General features: G+C 72.9%; 17 protein-coding genes. 8 read left to right on the top strand and 9 right to left on the bottom strand.

The window, feature by feature from the left end:
* Positions 1–26: 26 nt before the first annotated feature.
* Entirely contained in the window at positions 27–902 is an 876-nt protein-coding gene (locus ABD709_RS10400) for an LLM class flavin-dependent oxidoreductase (RefSeq protein ID WP_344775034.1), read from the top strand.
* 3 nt (positions 903–905) lie between these two features.
* Here ABD709_RS10400 and ABD709_RS10395 read toward each other — a convergent pair whose 3' ends face one another.
* On the bottom strand, positions 906–2930 hold the full coding sequence (locus ABD709_RS10395) for a heparinase II/III domain-containing protein (RefSeq protein WP_344775032.1): 2025 nt from the start codon (positions 2928–2930) through the stop codon (positions 906–908).
* Positions 2931–3051: 121 nt separating this feature from the next.
* Between ABD709_RS10395 and ABD709_RS10390 the strand changes: the two genes are divergently transcribed.
* Positions 3052–5076, top strand: a complete 2025-nt coding sequence (locus ABD709_RS10390) for an ArnT family glycosyltransferase (protein WP_344775030.1) — start codon at positions 3052–3054, stop codon at positions 5074–5076.
* Positions 5073–6266, top strand: a complete 1194-nt coding sequence (locus tag ABD709_RS10385) for a glycosyltransferase (RefSeq protein WP_344775028.1) — start codon at positions 5073–5075, stop codon at positions 6264–6266. Before ABD709_RS10390 ends, ABD709_RS10385 begins: the two co-directional genes overlap by 4 nt.
* Here the strand turns inward: ABD709_RS10385 and ABD709_RS10380 are convergent.
* Positions 6259–6819, bottom strand: coding sequence for a TetR family transcriptional regulator (locus ABD709_RS10380; RefSeq protein WP_344775026.1), 561 nt, complete (start codon positions 6817–6819; stop codon positions 6259–6261). The two genes, ABD709_RS10385 and ABD709_RS10380, sit on opposite strands and share 8 nt — an antisense overlap.
* 99 nt (positions 6820–6918) lie before the next feature.
* Between ABD709_RS10380 and ABD709_RS10375 the strand changes: the two genes are divergently transcribed.
* The 3 genes from ABD709_RS10375 to ABD709_RS10365 all read left to right on the top strand — a co-directional run bounded on the left by ABD709_RS10375 (position 6919) and on the right by ABD709_RS10365 (position 8200).
* Positions 6919–7245 (top strand): DMT family transporter, encoded by a 327-nt coding sequence (locus ABD709_RS10375; RefSeq protein ID WP_344775025.1) that lies wholly within the window; start codon positions 6919–6921, stop codon positions 7243–7245.
* Between the two features lie 105 nt (positions 7246–7350).
* Entirely contained in the window at positions 7351–7554 is a 204-nt protein-coding gene (locus ABD709_RS10370) for a hypothetical protein (protein ID WP_344775024.1), read from the top strand.
* Positions 7555–7564: 10 nt separating this feature from the next.
* Positions 7565–8200 carry an HAD family hydrolase gene (locus ABD709_RS10365; protein ID WP_344775023.1) on the top strand — a complete coding sequence of 212 codons (636 nt, stop codon included), beginning with the start codon at positions 7565–7567 and terminating at the stop codon, positions 8198–8200.
* On the opposite strand, the gene ABD709_RS10360 is transcribed toward ABD709_RS10365, so the two are convergent.
* Both ABD709_RS10360 and ABD709_RS10355 read right to left on the bottom strand, forming a co-directional pair.
* On the bottom strand, positions 8197–8787 hold the full coding sequence (locus tag ABD709_RS10360) for a calcium-binding protein (RefSeq protein ID WP_344775021.1): 591 nt from the start codon (positions 8785–8787) through the stop codon (positions 8197–8199). The genes ABD709_RS10365 and ABD709_RS10360 overlap by 4 nt on opposite strands.
* A gap of 56 nt (positions 8788–8843) precedes the next feature.
* A complete protein-coding gene (locus tag ABD709_RS10355; RefSeq protein ID WP_344775019.1) occupies positions 8844–9134 on the bottom strand; it encodes a calcium-binding protein in 291 nt (96 codons plus the stop codon).
* Positions 9135–9294: 160 nt separating this feature from the next.
* On the opposite strand from ABD709_RS10355, the gene ABD709_RS10350 reads away from it, so the two are divergent.
* The gene (locus ABD709_RS10350) at positions 9295–11118 is read left to right on the top strand and encodes a phosphoenolpyruvate carboxykinase (GTP) (RefSeq protein WP_344775017.1); all 1824 of its coding nucleotides are present in this window, start codon (positions 9295–9297) and stop codon (positions 11116–11118) included.
* 77 nt (positions 11119–11195) lie between these two features.
* Positions 11196–12041 carry an acyl-CoA thioesterase domain-containing protein gene (locus ABD709_RS10345; protein WP_344775015.1) on the top strand — a complete coding sequence of 282 codons (846 nt, stop codon included), beginning with the start codon at positions 11196–11198 and terminating at the stop codon, positions 12039–12041.
* 6 nt (positions 12042–12047) lie between these two features.
* On the opposite strand, the gene ABD709_RS10340 is transcribed toward ABD709_RS10345, so the two are convergent.
* The 5 genes from ABD709_RS10340 to ABD709_RS10320 are packed head-to-tail and all read right to left on the bottom strand — an operon-like array spanning position 12048 to position 16762.
* The gene (locus tag ABD709_RS10340) at positions 12048–12938 is read right to left on the bottom strand and encodes a siderophore-interacting protein (protein WP_344775013.1); all 891 of its coding nucleotides are present in this window, start codon (positions 12936–12938) and stop codon (positions 12048–12050) included.
* A gap of 14 nt (positions 12939–12952) precedes the next feature.
* Entirely contained in the window at positions 12953–13741 is a 789-nt protein-coding gene (locus tag ABD709_RS10335) for an ABC transporter ATP-binding protein (protein WP_344775011.1), read from the bottom strand.
* Complete coding sequence (locus tag ABD709_RS10330; RefSeq protein ID WP_344775009.1) at positions 13738–14754, bottom strand: FecCD family ABC transporter permease; 1017 nt, start codon at positions 14752–14754, stop codon at positions 13738–13740. Before ABD709_RS10330 ends, ABD709_RS10335 begins: the two co-directional genes overlap by 4 nt.
* Positions 14751–15737, bottom strand: coding sequence for a FecCD family ABC transporter permease (locus ABD709_RS10325; protein WP_344775007.1), 987 nt, complete (start codon positions 15735–15737; stop codon positions 14751–14753). Before ABD709_RS10325 ends, ABD709_RS10330 begins: the two co-directional genes overlap by 4 nt.
* The gene (locus ABD709_RS10320; protein ID WP_344775006.1) at positions 15734–16762 is read right to left on the bottom strand and encodes an ABC transporter substrate-binding protein; all 1029 of its coding nucleotides are present in this window, start codon (positions 16760–16762) and stop codon (positions 15734–15736) included. Before ABD709_RS10320 ends, ABD709_RS10325 begins: the two co-directional genes overlap by 4 nt.
* Between the last annotated feature and the right edge of the window lie 21 nt (positions 16763–16783).

Here is a 16783-nt window from a genome sequence, read left to right as displayed (position 1 = left end):
TCTAGAACACGTTCTAGAGTCCCGGCATGGACGTGGGCATGACGCTGCCGGTGATGGAGCCGGACCTCGACGCCGAGGTGCTCGAGCGCTGGACCCGCACGATCGAGGAGGGGGCGTTCTCCTCGCTGTGCTTCGGCGAGCGGATGGCCTTCGACAACCCCGACTCCCTGACGCTGCTCGGCGCGGTGGCCGCGTGGACGAGCCGGGTCCGGCTGACCACCACCGTGGTGGTGCCGCAGCTGCACAACCCGGTCCTGCTCGCGAAGGGCCTCGCCACCGCCGACGTGCTCAGCCGCGGCCGGCTCACCGTCGGCGTCGGTGTCGGCGGCAGGGACGAGGACTACCGCGTGGCCGGCGCCGACCTCGGCGCGAAGACGATGGCCGCGATGGCGGACGCGGTCGACCGGATGCGACGCGTCTGGGCCGGCGAGCGGGTCGCCGACGCGCGGCGCCCGGTCGGACCCGTCCCCGTGCAGCCCGGCGGGCCCGAGATCCTCGTCGGCACGATGGGGCCGCGCACCGTGCGGCACGCCGCCGGCTGGGCCGACGGGCTCGCCGGCGTCACCCTCGACGCCGACGTCACCGCGGTCTCCTCGCTCTTCGACCTCGCCCGGGAGGCGTGGGCGGACGCGGGCCGACCGCCCCCACGGCTGACGACCTCGTTCTGGTTCGCGATCGGGGACCAGCCGCGCGAGCAGGTCCACCGGCACCTGCGGCACTACATGAACTGGCTGCCCGCCGACCTGGTCGACGCGCTCGCCGCGACGGCCGGCTTCGCGGGTACGCCGGCCGGCCTGCGCGACGTGCTGCGCCGGTTCGAGGACATCGGCACCGACGAGGTGCACCTCATCCCCACCAGCTCGGACCGCTCCCAGGTGGACCGGATCGCCGAGCTCCTCTAGCCCTCAGGGCGCGAACAGCGGCAGCTGCTGCACGCCCGTGGGCAGCGGCGCGTCGTACGAGCCGTCGCTGAGGGCCAGCGTGCCGCCGACGTCGTCCCGCTCGAACCGGACCGTCGCCGTGACCCCCGACGCGAGGCCGATGGTCACCCCGTCCTGGCTGCCCTGCGGGTCGGCGACCGCGGAGGTGACGGCGCCGTCGACGGACAGCACGTGCAAGAAGTCCACCTGGTCGCCGCCGGGCACCGTCCAGGCGAGCCGGTAGCCGCCGGCGTAGTCCTCGCCGACGGTGGTCAGGTCGGTCACCGACGCCACGGCCCCGCCGGGCTCGATCGCCCGGTCGACGAGCCGGCCGCCGTCGAAGCTCGCCGTGCTCCCGGCGACCGTGGGCTCGAACGGCGAGCTCAGCAGCCAGTGGTAGGCGGTCCCGGCCTCCGCGTGGACCCGGTCGTGGACCACGAGCACGCCGGGCTTGAGGTAGACGATCTCGCGCTGCACCAGGTCCGCCGGCTGGTTGCCGTAGGGATCGGCGTACAGGCCGGTCGCGTCTGCGGCGGCGTAGGTGAACGTGTCGTTGTCGGCGAAGGCCTCGACGTCGGTGCTGCCGTCGTACTGCTGGAGCTCGTCACCGCCCTCGGTGATCTCGACCAGGTTGTGCGCGTCGGTGTCCTGCTTCAGCCCGCTGGCAGACTCCACGCCGGGGTCGTAGGCCAGCCAGCCGTCGTCGAAGAGCATGAACGACAGCTGGTCCTGGTGCGCGTGCGACTCGGTGTGCGCCCCCATCGAGAACTGCAGCCAGGTCGCGTCCGTCGTCCACCCCGACCGCGCGAAGAGGTGTCCGGTGCCGTCGGCGAAGTACGTCGTCCGCAGAGGCTGCGGTGGCGCCACCGTGACCGGTCCGCCGCCGTAGAGCAGGTCCCAGACGTACTCGAAGGGCTGCGTCATCCGCGGCACCGAGTTGGTGGCGAGCCAGGACCGCAGGTTCTCGGTGAGCGGGTCGTCGGGGAACAGCTGGGCGAGCGCGAGGCCGTACTCCCGGTGGTAGTCGAACAGTGCCGCCGTGCTGTCGCGCGACTGGTCGCCGATCGGAGCGATGCGGTCCAGCGTCGGGAGCGTCGCGTGCATCAGGTAGGCCATCGACAGGCGCGCGTGGGTGGTGAGGTCGGCGATCGACTCGCCCGTGCTGGCCTGCCACACGTCGTAGAGCCACCACAGGGTGCGCATCGCGTTGCCGTAGCCGGTGCCCTCGCGGGAGCCGCCGCCGTGCAGCTGCGCGTCGAACGTGGGAACGAGCTGGTCGTGGATCTTGCTCGTGAACTTGTCGAGCCACTGCTGCGCCATCGGGTTCTCCCCGAGGGTCGCCAGGCCCAGGAGCTCGGTCGCCTCGAGGAACGAGTAGTAGTAGTTGTCCGAGGGGTTGTCGACCGACCAGCCGGTCCACTTCACGACGTGGTCGCCCCACCGCGCGTGGTTGTGGTGCCACACGTTCCACACGGCCTGGTCGGCGAACGCGATCCAGTCGGTGCGCCGGGCCGTGGTCACCGCGCCGTGGCACCAGTCGATCGTCAGCGCGATCTCGGCGACCCGGGGCCCGACCTCGAGATAGCTGTCCCCGGCGATGAGCGGGACCTTGCCGGCGGCGATGCGGCGCTCCTCCTTCCCGACCAGGCGCTGGACGCGACCGACCGCGTCCGTGCAGTAGCTCCTCCTGCCTGTCAGTGCGCCCATCAGCGCGGAGTACCAGGCCCGGTACTCGTAGACGTCGTCCCCGCCGACCGCGCCGTCGACCAGGTGCCGGAAGCGGACGGCCGCAGGGTCACCGGAAGCCAGCAGGCTCTGCAGTCGCGCGAGGTTGTCCGCGTCCAGGTAGACCAACGGATGCCTGGTCCGGAGCGCCGGCGTCCTGGCTGCCGCGCGAGCGGCGGTCGGCGGACCGCCGGGGGCTCGCGCGGACCCCGGGGCGCCGGCGAGGCTCGTTGCGAGCAGCACGGCGCCCAGCGACACCCCGAGCACCAACGAGCGCCGGCCCATTCCGGCAGGCTAGGCCCGCCGTCGCGGGACCGCGCGCCTCTTTCCGACTTTGCCGCGCCTCCCAGCCGGCGCACAGGTACGTCGTACGGGCCGCACAGCGCGGACGGTCACCTTCGACGGCATGACTGCTCTCGACGACGTACTTGCACGCACCACGCCGCCGCCCGGACCGGCCGCTCCGGAGCCGGACCGGCCGAGCGCCCGCACCCGCCGGGCCTCGCTGGCGGCGCTCCTCGCCGTGACAGCGGTGGCCTACCTCTGGACCCTGTCGGAGTCGGGCTACGCCAACTCCTTCTACGCCGCGGCCGCGCAGGCCGGCTCGGAGAGCTGGAAGGCGTTCTTCTTCGGCTCCCTCGACATCGGCAGCTCGATCACCGTCGACAAGCCCCCGGCAGCACTCTGGGCGATGGGCCTCAGCGTCCGGGTGTTCGGGCTCAGCTCCTGGAGCATCCTCGTCCCCGAGGCCCTGATGGGCGTCGCCACGGTGGCGCTGGTCCACGCGACCGTACGGCGAACCGCGGGCCACTGGGCCGGCATCGTCGCCGGAGCCGCCACCGCGACCACGCCGGTCGCCGCGCTGATGTTCCGGTTCGACAACCCCGACGCGCTGCTCGTCCTGCTGCTGGTCGCCGCCGGCTACGCCACGATGCGTGCGACCGAGGCGGCCCGTGGCCGCTGGCTGGTGCTCGCCGGCGTGCTCGTCGGGTTCGCGTTCCTGACCAAGATGCTCCAGGCGTTCCTGGTGCTGCCCGCGTTCGTGCTCGTCTACCTCCTGGCCGCGCCGACGACGGTCCGTCGCCGGCTGCTGCACCTGATCGCCGCCTTCGGCGCGATGCTCGCGAGCGCGGGCTGGTGGGTCGCGATCGTGGAGCTGGTGCCCGAGTCGTGGCGTCCCTACGTCGACGGGTCCCAGGACAACTCGGTCCTCGAGCTGATCTGGGGCTACAACGGGCTGGGCCGGCTGACAGGCGACGAGGCCGGCGGCCACGGCAATGCGGGCTTCGGCAGCGCTGCGGGAATCCTCCGCCTCTTCCAGGGCGTGTCCGGCGGGATGGTCACCTGGCTGCTGCCGGCCGCGCTCGCGCTGCTCGTCGCGGGCGTGGTGATGCGCGGGAGGGCGCCGCGCACCGACCGGACGCGCGCGCTCCTGCTGCTGACCGGTGGCTCGATGGTCGTCACCGGCCTCGTGTTCTCGTTCATGGCCGGGATCTACCACGACTACTACACGGTCGCGCTCGCCCCGTGGATCGCTGCGACCGCGGTCGTCGGCGGCGCCGAGGTCTGGCGGCACCGGCGCGCCCTGGCAGCACGCCTGGTGCTCGGCACCACCGTCGCCTTCAGCGCCGGCTGGGCGGCGTACCTCCTCGGCCAGTCGGGCCAGCAGCCCTACCTCGCGCTGCGCTGGGTCGTCCTCGTGCTCGGCGTGCTGTCCGCCTCCGCGATCGTCGCGGCCGACCGGCTCTCGCGCCGGCTGGCAGCTGCCGCGCTGCTCGGGGCCGTGCTCTCGCTCGGGATCGGCCCGGCGGCGTACTCCGTCCAGACCGTCACCACCGCGCACACCGGATCGATCGTCACCGCCGGTCCCTACCAGGGCTCGATGAGCGGTCCCGGCGGCCACGGCTGGCCGGGTGCCGGGGGCGGGCCGGGAGGCGGCGCGTTCCCCGGTGGTCCGCCACCGGGGGGCATGACCGGGGCGCCCCCGACGCAGGGAACCCCGGGCGCGATGCCGGGCGGCGCAGCCGGCGGCCTGCTCGACGGGGCCCAGGTCAGCGACCAGCTGGTCGCGCTGCTCTCCGACGACGCGGACAGCTACACCTGGGTCGCAGCGACGGGCGGGGCGCAGGGCGCGGCGAGCTACCAGCTCGCGACCGGCGACCCGGTGATGCCGATCGGCGGGTTCAACGGCACGTCGCCGAGCCCGACCCTCGCGCAGTTCCAGGAGTACGTCGACCAGGGCGAGATCCACTACTACGTCGCCGGCGGCGGCATGGGCGCGATGGGCGGCCAGAGCGGCAGCACGTCGACCGCGTCGCAGATCGAGGACTGGGTCAGCGCCAACTTCTCGAGCACCACAGTGGACGGCGTCACGGTCTACGACCTCACCAGCCCGGTGTCGTCGTCCGGCGGATCGACGGTGAGCTCGTGACGGCGACGGGTGAGCTGCTCCGCGTGCCGGGCGAGCTGGCCCCGGCGACCGTCGACCTGGACCTGGTGGTCCCGGTCCACAACGAGGCGCACGTCCTCGAGCATGCGGTACGTCACCTCGATGAGCACCTCGCGACGCAGCAGCCGTACGCCTATGTCGTGACGATCGTCGACAACGCCAGCACCGACGGCACCTGGGAGGTGGCGCAGGCGGTGGCGGCCGAGCTGCCGCGGGTGCGGGCGGTCCGGCTGGACCGCAAGGGGCGCGGCCGCGCGCTGCGTGCGGCCTGGGAGCTGTCGTCGGCGCGGGTCGTGGGCTACATGGACGTCGACCTCTCGACGGACCTCAACGCGGTGCTGCCGCTGGTCGCGCCGCTGCTGTCCGGCCACTCCGACATCAGCATCGGCACCCGGCTGTCGACCGGCAGCCGGGTCGTCCGCGGGCCCAAGCGGGAGCTGATCTCGCGCGGCTACAACCTGCTGCTGCGCGGCTTCCTCGCCGCGCGGTTCACCGACGCGCAGTGCGGGTTCAAGGCGTTGCGACGCGATGTCGCCGAGCGGTTGGTGCCGCTGGTCGAGGACGACGGGTGGTTCTTCGACACCGAGCTGCTGCTGCTCGCGGAGGAGGCCGGCCTGCGGATCCACGAGGTGCCGGTCGACTGGGTCGACGACCCGGACTCCCGCGTCGACGTCTGGCGTACGGCGCGCGACGACCTGCGCGGCATGGCGCGGGTCGCGGCGCGGCTGGTGCGCGGCGACGTCGACCTCTCCGGCCTGAGACGGCCGGCCGCGGCGCCCTCGCGGCCGGCCCTGGCGACCCAGCTGGCCCGGTTCGCGGCGGTCGGTGTGCTGAGCACGGCCCTCTACCTGCTCCTCTACCTGCTGGCCCGGGGCACCCTCGGTGCCCAGGCGGCCAACCTGGTCGCGCTGCTGGTCACCGCGGTCGGCAACACCGCGGCCAACCGGAGGTTCACCTTCGGCGTGACCACCCGGGCCGGCGCGATCCGCGACCACGTCGCCGGCCTGGGTGCCTTCGCGGCCGGGCTGGCGCTGACCAGCGGCTCCCTGGCCCTGCTGCACGGGAGCAGTCCGCAGTCGAGCAGGTTCGCCGAGATCTCGGTGCTCGTGGTGGCCAACGCCGCCGCCACGCTGCTGCGGTTCGTGGTGCTCCGTCGCGCGGTGCTCAGATGAGCGCCTCCACCGCGCGAGCGAGGTCGGCGACCACCCGCCGGCGGGCGCGCTCGTCGACGTCGAGGGGCGCATCGAGCTGGAATCCGAGGAAGGCCGCGTCGACGAGGTTGACGGCGCGGCCGGCCCGGCGGACGTCGACACCCGAGCGGACCAGGTGGTCCTTGAGCGCCGCCACCCATCGGGCGTTGGCCTGGCGGACGACGGAGGCGTAGGGCTCGCGCCCCAGCAGGCCGAGGGCCGCAGCCTCGACGTACAGCCGCGTGCAGGGGAGGACCTGCGGAGCGCGCACCGCGTCCCAGAGGTCCCCGACCGCGCGCCGCGGGCCGGCCGAGGCCGGCAGCACGGCGAGCGCCTCGATGGCGCGGTCGTTGGACTCGCGGAGCACGTCGGCGACCAGGTGGTCCTTGGACCCGAAGTGGTAGAGCAGCATCCGGTCGCTGGTGCCGAGCGCGGCGGCGAGCGGTCGCAGGCTGAGCCCGATCAGGCCGTGCTCCAGGGCGTAGTCGGTCGCGGCCCCGGTCCACTCCTCACGTCGCCGCTGGTCCTTCGCCATACCGTCCCCTCCTCTTCGCTTGGGAGGTGAGTGTAGCGGGTGCTACGCTGATGGTGTAGCAACCGCTACAGACAACCCGACCAGCCAAGGACTCCTTCCATGTACGGCGCCCTCGCCCTCCTCCTGGGTGCGATTGCCACCGAGGTGGCCGCCACCTCCACCCTCCCGCGCGCGAACGGCTTCCGGGACCCGGGGTGGAGCGCGCTGGTCGTCGGCGGCTACGCCGTGTCGATCTGGCTGCTCGCGGTGGTCGTCCGGCAGCTGCCGGTGTCGACCACGTACGCCGTCTGGTCGGGCCTCGGGACCGCCGCGGTTGCGGTGATCGGCGTGCTGTGGCTGGGCGAGTCGTGGGACTGGTCCAAGGTCGCGGCGATCGGCATGATCGTCGCCGGCGTCGTGCTGCTCAACCTCAACGGCGCGCACTGACGACTTCTCCCTGCGGGCCGAAGGTCCCGTCGGACCAGGGCCGAAGGACGGCTGTTGCCCTCGTCGTGCACGACCTATCGTCGACAGGGACGGAAGGAGGCGCAGATGTCCTACACCGGCTACATGATCTGGTTCATCGTCATGGCCGTCGCGATCCTTGCGGTCCTCGCCCTCGGCACCCTCGTGATGGCAGACGTGCTGCACCTGCACGGTCACCACGACGAAGCCGACCAGGCGACGACCGACGAATCCCCGGCCGACGAGCAGGAGCACGACACCCATCACCACTGGTGGCACCGGGCCGCATAGCATCCGGCGCATGGAGACGGCGCCCGGCACGGAGCGCCGGCCGCTCGTGGTCGGCTTCGACCTCGACATGACGCTCATCGACACGGTGCCGGGGTTCCGCGAGGTGCTGCACGCGCTGGGCCGCGAGGTCGGCGTCGACTTCCCGGTCGACGAGATGACGCGTGCCCTCGGGCCGCCGCTGGACCTGCTGCTCCGGCCGCACCTGGCCGAGGACGCGATCCAGCCTGCGATCGACCGGTTCCGCGCGCTCTACCCCGACCACGCCATCGAGAGCGTCGCCGCCCTCGCGGGCGCGCACGAGGCGATCGCCGCCGTACGGCGCCACGGTGGGCGGGTCATCGTGGTCACCGGCAAGTACACGCCCAACGCCCAGCTCCACGTCGACCACATCGGGCTCGACGTCGACCACCTCGAGGGCAAGGTCTGGGGCATCGGCAAGGCCGACGTGCTGCGCCGCGAGGGCGCGAGCGTCTACGTCGGCGACCACGTCCACGACGTGGAGGGCGCGGTCGCCGCCGGTGCCCTGAGCGTCTCGGTGCTCACCGGGGGCTGCACCCGCGAGGAGCTGCTCGACGCCGGCACCGACGTCGTGCTCGACACGCTCGCGGACTTCCCGGCGTGGCTCGAGGAGTACGTCGCGGGCTAGGCGTGCCCGCGCTCGATGTGCACCAGCTTGTCGTGGCCCCTGCCGCCGCGGCCGAGGTCGTTGCCCTTGCCCCCGTCGACGAGGTCGTCGTCGTTGCCGCCGTAGGCGCGGTCGTTCCCGCCGCCGGCGTGCAGCACGTCGACGCCGCCGGCGCCGTAGAGCAGGTCCTTGTCCGGTCCGCCGAGCTCCTCGTCCGATCCCGCGCCGCCGCGCAGCTCGTCGTCGCCGGCGCCGCCGTCGATGGTGTCGTCGTCGTCACTGCCGAGGACCAGGTCGTCGCCCTCGTCGCCCGAGGCGGTGCCGGGCAGCTGCAGCACGAGCGTGTCGTCGCCGTCCTCGCCGTAGACCGTCGCGTTGTTGCGCTGGCTGCAGACGGTGTCGTTGCCGGCCCCTGCGTGCACGTCGCCGGCGGCGACGATGACGTCGTCGCCGTCGGTGCCGACGACGTCGGCACCGCTGATGTCGACGATCGTCGCTGCCTGGCCGTGGCAGCTGAAGCCGCTGCCCGCGGTGGCGGGGGTCGAGGTCGCGAGCACGGCGAGGGGAGCAAGGGCGGTCAGGGCCGCCGCGGTGAGGATCCGGTGCATGCGCCTATGAGAGCAGTGGGTCGCGTGCGCCGCCGGGATTTCGTCGAAGTCGCCGGTCACGGGCGAGCGTGCTCGATGCCGCCGAGCACGTCGTGCCCGGGGCCGCCGATCCCGACGTCCTCACCGCTCCCGCCGGCGAGGCGGTCGTCGCCGCCACCGCCGGTCATCTGGTCCCGTCCGGCACTGCCGAACGCCTGGTCGTCCTCGTCGCCGGCGGCCGGGATGCCCCGGTGGCCAGTACGCCGGCGGCCGCGAGACAGCTCGCGAAGGCCAGGAGTCGGCGTGCCATCTCCCCATGTAATCAGGGTCCAACCGCTTCGAACGATCCAATCTGTGCAATACCGCACAGAGGTGCACCCCGATGTGCGATGACCCACCGATCGGTGTCATGGTGGCTTCGAGGACGACGGCGTCCGCGGAGCGGGCATTGGCCGCCATCCGGCAGCCGGGACTTCACCGTGAGGTACCTTGCCCCCACCCCTGAAGAGGACCGAAAGGCTGGCTGGCATGGTGGATCTGGAGCGGGTTCTGGACGACGCGGGGTTGTCCAACCCCCACGTCCGGGAGTACGTCGCGCACTGGGCGGGGGTGACCGGTGCCGAGCGCGTAGAGGTGGTGAGCGCTGCCGACGACGCGCGCCTGATCCAGGAGGCACTCGACGCGGGCGAGCTCCTTCCCGCGGGTGAGGGCCGCTACTACTCGCGGTCCTACTACAAGGACACCGCGCGCGCCGAGGAGCGCACGATCGTCGCGACGAGCGACGAGCGCGACAAGGGCGTCTACAACAACTGGAAGCCCGCCGCGGAGATGAAGCCGAAGCTCATCGAGCTGATGACCGGCGCCTCCGAGGGCAAGACCATGTACGTCATCCCCTACCTGATGGCGCCGAAGGGCTCCCCGCTGGAGAAGTTCGCCGCGGGTGTCGAGCTGACGGACAACCGCAGCGTCGTGCTCCAGATGATCCGCATGTCCCGGGTCGGCGTCGAGTACATCAACGACCTCGGCGACAACTTCGTCAAGGCCGTCCACGTCACCGGTGACCTCGAGAACCTCGGCCAGGGCACGCCCGACGACAAGCGCTACTTCGTGACCGTCGCCGACGAGCGCACGATCCTGCACTTCGGCTCGTCCTACGGCGGCAACGCGCTGCTCGGCAAGATCGCCCACGGTCTGCGCCAGGGCTCCTACGACGGCTGGAAGAACGGCTTCCTCGTGGAGCAGTTCATGCTGCTCGGCATCACCGACAAGGAGACCGGCAGGAAGTACAACATCTGCGGCGGCTTCCCCAGCGCCTCGGGCAAGACCAACCTCGCGATGACGCTGGCGCCCGACGCCCTGGGCGACCGCTACTACGTCGAGTTCTACGGTGACGACATCGCGTGGCTGTGGGTCGGCGACGACGGCAAGCTCTACGGGATGAACCCGGAGAACGGTGTCTTCGGTGTCGCCAAGGACACCAACGAGAAGACCAACCCCACCGCGGTCGAGTCGATCGTGCCGGGCACCGGCGCGATCTTCACCAACGTGGCCTACAACGAGAAGACCGAGGAGGTCTGGTGGGAGGGCAAGGGCCCGAAGCCGACCGACCTGGACGGCTGGCTCGACTGGAAGGGTGAGCCGATCGCCGACCGGAGCGACGACGACGCCGACCTTCCTTGGGCCCACCCCAACAGCCGGTTCACGACCACCCTCGAGAACGTCCCGAACGTGGCCAAGGACTTCGAGGACCCCGCCGGCGTGGAGATCCACGGCATCATCTTCGGCGGCCGCACGCGCGACCGGGAGCCGCTGATCCGCGCGATCGACGACATCGCCGAGGGCGTCTACGACGGCCTCACCCTGGGCGCCGAGGCGACCGCCGCGGCCGACGGTCTCGAGGGCGTGCTCCGCTACGACCCGATGTCGATGCGGCCGTTCATGTCCTACGCCGAGGCCGACTACGCCGCCCACTGGCTCAAGGTGATCGGCGCCGCCGAGGAGAAGCCGGTCTTCGCGCACGTGAACTGGTTCCAGCGTGGCGACGACGGTCGCTTCCTGTGGCCGGGCTACCGCGAGAACCTCCGCCCGCTCGTGTGGCTGATGCAGTACAAGAACGGTGAGGTCGAGGGCACGCGCACCCCGGTCGGCGTGATCCCGACCAAGGAGGAGCTCAACCTCGAGGGCTGCGACGAGCAGACCCTCGCCGACCTCGACACCGTCCTCACGATCGACGTCGAGCGCTGGCAGCAGGAGATGGGCCACCGCGAGAAGCACCTCGCCCAGTTCGACGGTCTCCCCGAGGAGATCTGGGAGGCCCACCGTCGCGTCACCAAGGCGCTCGACGACGCCTGAGACCCGCACCATCGCCGAGTCGGCAGGAACGTGGACCAAGTTTCTGCCGACTCGGCGTTTTTCGACAGGATGCTCCGGTGACTGACCACTCCTTTGCGTTCTTCCGTCGCGCCGGCGACGGGTTCGAGCCCACGCCGATGGCCCAGAGCATGTGGGGCGGCGGCCAGCTGCACGGCGTGGCGATCGGCGGCCTGCTCGCGCGCGCCGCCGAGGAGACCGTCCTGGCGGAGGGCCGGTCGGACCTGGTGCCGGCGCGGTTCCACGTGGACCTCTTCCGGCCGGCACGGATGCTGCCGACCACCACGACGGCAGCCGTGGTGCGGATCAGCCCGCGGCTCGCGCTCGTGGACACGATGGTGCTCCAGGAGGACCGACCCGTCGCGAGGGCGACGACCTCGTTCCTGCTGCCGACCGAGGAGCCGCCCGGCCGGGTGTGGTCGAGCGACGCCCGGGCGGAGGTGCCGCCGGCCTCGGTCGTACCGGAGTCCGACGAGCCGCGGGTCCCGTTCTTCGCCAGCGCGGCGCCGTGGTCGGACAACTTCGGCGACCACCAGAACGACGGCCGGCACGCGGTCTGGCACACCGGCGTGCCGATGGTCGCGGGGGAGACGCCGACGCCCTTCCAGGCCGTCGCCTCGATCGGCGACACGACGAGCATGGTGACCAACTGGGGCAGCGGCGGCGTCGAGTTCATCAACACCGACTACAGCCTGGCGCTGGTCCGGCGGCCGGTCGGCCAGGAGATCGGGCTCCGCGCGCTCGACCACGTCTCGCGCGACGGGATCGCGGTCGGCACCGCCGAGGTCTTCGACCGCGCCGGGCCGCTCGGCTCCGCCACGGTCACGGCGCTCGCCAACACCCGGCGCACCGTGGACTTCGGCCAGGACAGCGGCGACACCCACCAGGCCAACCCCGGCGCCTGACCGGGATCAGCCGCGCATGGCGACGCCCGTGCGCCAGTAGCCCATGAAGGCGACCTGGTGGCGGGGCAGCCGGAGCTCGCCGACGAGGTGTCGTCGCAAGGTGGTCACCATCCCGGCCTCGCCCGCGATCCACGCATAGCGGTCGTCGGTGGGTGCGACCGTCGCGCCGAGCGGCTCCCCGGAGGAGGAGTACGTCGGCGTCTCCCACAGGTCTGGGTCGACCTCGCTGCTCGCGGAGGGCGCCGACCGGAAGCCGAGGTGGTCCGCGACGGCCGCGACCGCGCGCGACCCGACCGGAGCCCCGGAGCGCGGCAGCCAGGTGACCACCACGCCTGCCGGTCCGGCGAGCTCCTGCACATCGGCGTCCTCCGGCACCTCGAGGAAGACCGCGCCGCCGGCGTCGCCCGGCAGCGATCCCAGGATCGACGCGACGGCGGGGACAGCGGTCTCGTCGCCGACGACCAGCAGGCGGTCGGTGTGCCCGGGGTCCCACTCGATGCCCCCGAACGGCTCGCCGCGCCGGGGCACGCAGACCATCACCTCGTCGCCGACCGCCGCCGCCGCGGCCCATGCCGAGCCCGGCCCGTGGGCACCCGGGTGGAGCACCAGGTCGACGACGATCCGGGTGCCGGCGTCACGGCCGCGCACCTCGCGGATCGTGTAGGTCCGGACGACGCACCGCTCCCCCTCCGGTAGGGCCTGGAGCGCTGCCCACCACCCCTCCTCGGGCAGCGTGGGCAGCCCGGCCGGCCCGGGCAGCAGCAGCTTGAAGCGCTGGTCGTAGGTCGGTCCGTCGACGCCGAAGTCGGCGAGCGCCGGCCCGCCGAGCTCGATCCGCACGAAGGACGGGGACGGTCGCTCGACCGAGCGGACCGACACGGGTGCGAGAACAGGCATGGGACTTCCTCCGGTCAGGGACGGTGGTGGCGGCCGATGGGCACCACGAGGGGGGTGGCGGACACGGGGTCGGGGACCACCCGGCAGTCGAGGCCGAACACCTCGCGCACCCGCTCCTCGGTGACGACATCGCGGGGCCTGCCCTCGGCGACCACCCGGCCGTCGCGCATCGCGACCAGGTGGTCGGCGTACCGCGCCGCGAGGTTGAGGTCGTGGAGCACCGTCACGACGGTCGTGCCGCGCGTCCGGCCGAGGGTGTGGAGGAGGTCGAGGAGCTCGAGCTGATGGGCGACGTCGAGGTAGGTCGTCGGCTCGTCGAGCAGCAGCAGGTCGGTCTGCTGGGCCAGCGCCATCGCCACCCAGACGCGCTGCCGCTGCCCGCCGGAGAGCTCGTCGACGACGCGGTGCGCCAGGTCGAGCGTGCCCGTGCGCGTCAGCGCCTCCGTCACGGCGGCGTCGTCGGCCGGGCTCCACCTCGACAGCGGGCCTCGGTGCGGTTGGCGACCCCGCCCGACCAGGTCCACGACGGTGATCCCCTCGGGCGCGACGGGCGACTGCGGCATCAGCCCGAGCACCCGGGCGACCCGCCTGGTCGGCAGCCGGTGGATGGCGTGCCCGTCCAGCAGGACCGCGCCACGGGTCGGTTGCAGGAGCCGAGCCATGCCCCGAAGCAGGGTCGACTTGCCGCACCCGTTGGGACCCACCACGACGGTGGTCGCCCGGTCGGGTACGGCGAGGGTGACGTCGTCGACGACCGCGGTGCCGCCGTAGCCGAGGGTCAGCCCTTCTGCGACGAGCCTCATGCGGATCTCCTTCCGGCTCGCCCGGAGGCGAGCAGCCACAGCAGGAACGGCGCGCCGAGGGCGCCGGTCACCACGCCGACGGGCAGGTTCACGTCGGGGATCGCGTACGCCGCCAGGTGGTCGGCGAGGACGACCAGGACCGCGCCGACCAGCGCCGCCCCGCAGAGCGTCGAGCGACCGCCGTTGAGGGCCCGCGCGACGGGACCGGCGGCGAACGCCACGAACGCGACCGGCCCGGCGGCCGCCACCCCCAGCGCGGTCAGCAGGACGGCGACGACGAGCAGCACGTCGGCGGTGGTCCGGCCGACGCCGAGGCCGGTGGCGACGTCGCGGCCGAGCTCGAGCACCCGCTGGGCGCGCGCCGTGCTGGCGACCGCCGGGAGCAGCACGGCCAGGCAGAGCGCCAGCGCGCGGATCGTCGGCCAGTCGGCGGCGTTGAGGCTGCCGGTGAGCCATCGCAGGGCGAGCTGGGCGTCGTACTGGTCGGCGCGGGTGAAGAGGTACTCGACGATCGCCATCAGCGCGGCCGCGGCGGTGACGCCGACGAGCACCAGGCGGTAGCCGGCGCCGGGACCGGCGGCGAGCCGGATCGTCGCCGCGACGAGGACGGCACCGAGGACCGAGGCCACCGACAGGGCCGTCCCCGAAAGGTCGAGGACCACGATGGCGAAGACCGCCGCGGCGCTCGCGCCCATGCTGACCCCGATCAGGTCGGGGCTGGCGAGCGGGTTGCGGAGGGTGCCCTGGAAGATCGCGCCGGCCACCCCGAACCCGACGCCGACCAGCAGGCCGAGGACGGCGCGGGGGAGCTTGGACTCGGTGAGGATGAAGGTGGCTCCCGGGATCTGCTCGCCGCCGAGGATGCGCAGGAAGTCCGGGAGCGTGACGGTGTAGTCGCCCCCGAGCACGCGCAGCAGGAAGGCGGCGACCAGCGCCGCCGCGAGCCCGGTGAGCACCAGCGCGAGCCGGCGCCGGGGCGCCCGCCGGGCGCGGCGTACGGCGACAGCGCTCACAGGCCCGCCATCCGTCCGCGGCGGAGGAACCAGCAGAACACCGGGACGCCGACGACCGCGGTCATGATCCCGACCTGCACCTCCGTCGGCGGCAGCACGATGCGGCCGACGACGTCGGCGAGCAGCACCAGGGCGGCGCCGTACCCCATCGAGAGCGGGAGGACCCGCACGTACGCGCCGCCGACCAGCGCCCGGACCGCGTGCGGGACGACCAGGCCGACGAACGCGATCGGACCGGCCAGGGCGGTGGCGGAGCCGGCCAGCAGGACGACGGCGAGCCCGATGGCCATGCGGTCGCGGGCCGGGTGCCGGCCCAGGCCGCGCGCGAGGTCGTCGCCGAGGGCGATGGTGTCCAGGGTCCGCGCGCCCGCGAGCGCCAGCAGCGCGCCCGCGGCGAGGAACGGGAGCCCGGTCACGACGACGTCCCAGTCCCGGCCGCCGATGGTGCCGACCTGCCAGCGGCGCATCACGTCGAAGGTCTGGCGGTCGGTGAGCAGCACGGCGCTCGTCCAGCTGGCGACGCCTGCGGACAGGGCGGCCCCCGCGAGGACGAGCTTCGCCGGCGTCGCGCCGTCCCGACCGAACGACGCGACGGCGTGCACGGCCACCGCTGCCGAGGCTGCCCCGAGGAGCGCGAACCACAGGTAGGCCTGCAGCGAGCTGACGCCGAGCACCGAGACCGACACCACCATCGCGAAGGACGCGCCCGCGTTGACGCCGAGCAGGCCCGAGTCGGCGAGCGGGTTGCGCGTCAGGCCCTGCAGGCAGCCGCCCGCGAGCGCGAGCGCCGCCCCGACCAGCAGGCCGAGCGCGGTGCGGGGAAGCCGAGCCTCGATGATCGCCCGGCCCCCGCTGCCCGCATCCAGGAGGTCGCTCGGCGGGACCCAGCGGGCGCCGAGGAACATCGAGGCCGGGAGCGCGACGACGAGCAGCACGCCGAGGACGACGTACGCCGCCCGGCCCCGGCCGGGAGCGAGGGTCACCGGCCGGCTACCGCCTCGGCGACCTTCGGCACGAAGTGCTCGATCGCGTAGGGAACCGAGAGCGGGGTCGGGACACCTGCCGCGTTGGAGGTGATGTTGTCGGTCGAGGCCCACAGGTGCCCGTTGGCGATGGCCGGGATCCGGCCGAGCAGCCGGTCGTCGGCGAAGGTCTGCGCGTCGGACTCCTTGACCGCGTAGGTGAAGAAGAAGTCGGACTCCAGCTCCGCGGCCCGCTCGGCCGACAGCTGTCCGTAGAAGGAGTCCTCCGGGCTGATCCGCTCGATCACCGGCGCGTTCTGCATGCCGATCGAGGTGAGGAAGACCGGCCGAAGGTCGCGGGGCGTGTAGTAGTAGACCTGGGAGAGGTCGGTGGTCGCGAGCGCGCCCCAGATGAAGGTCTTCCCCTGGAGCTCCGGGAAGTCCGTGCGGGCCTGCGTGAACGCCGCCTCGGTCTCCTCCTCCAGCTGCTCGGCGAGCTCGGACCGCCCGACCGCCTCGCCGGTCATCTCCAGGGACTGCTGCCAGGTGGTCGTCCACGGCTGGTCGGGGTAGGCGACCACCGGTGCGATCTTGGAGAGCTTGTCGTACTGCTGCTGGGTGATCCCGGACAGCGTGGCGAGGATCAGGTCCGGCTCGAGCGCGGCCACCTCGTCGACGGGGATGTCGTCGGTCTCGTCGAGGAGGGTGGGGGTGGCGCCGCCGAGCTCCTCCAGCCGGGCGTCGAACCAGGGCGTGGTGCCGCGGGCGTTGCCGCCCCAGGTGACCTTCTGGATCCCGACCGGGACCACGCCGAGGGCGAGGAGGTCGTCCTGGTCGCTGGAGCCGATCGACACCACCCGCGCCGGCTCGCTCGGGATCGTGGTCTCGCCGTAGGCGTGCTCGATCGTCACCGGGAACGCGTCCGGATCCGCCGACGTCGCAGCGGACGGGGTGTCCGTCGCCTGGGTCGACCCGGTGCTGCAGCCGGAGAGGAGGGTGGCCGCGGCGAGGAGCGTGCAGCAGGCCAGGAGGGAGCGTCGGTGCACCGGGACGCCTTTCGAGTTAGG

The sequence above is a fragment of the Nocardioides panacisoli genome (assembly GCF_039537325.1).
Taxonomy (GTDB): domain Bacteria; phylum Actinomycetota; class Actinomycetes; order Propionibacteriales; family Nocardioidaceae; genus Nocardioides; species Nocardioides panacisoli.
The sequence above is the reverse complement of the archived record's forward strand: the minus strand, read 5'-3'. Positions and strand labels throughout refer to the sequence as shown.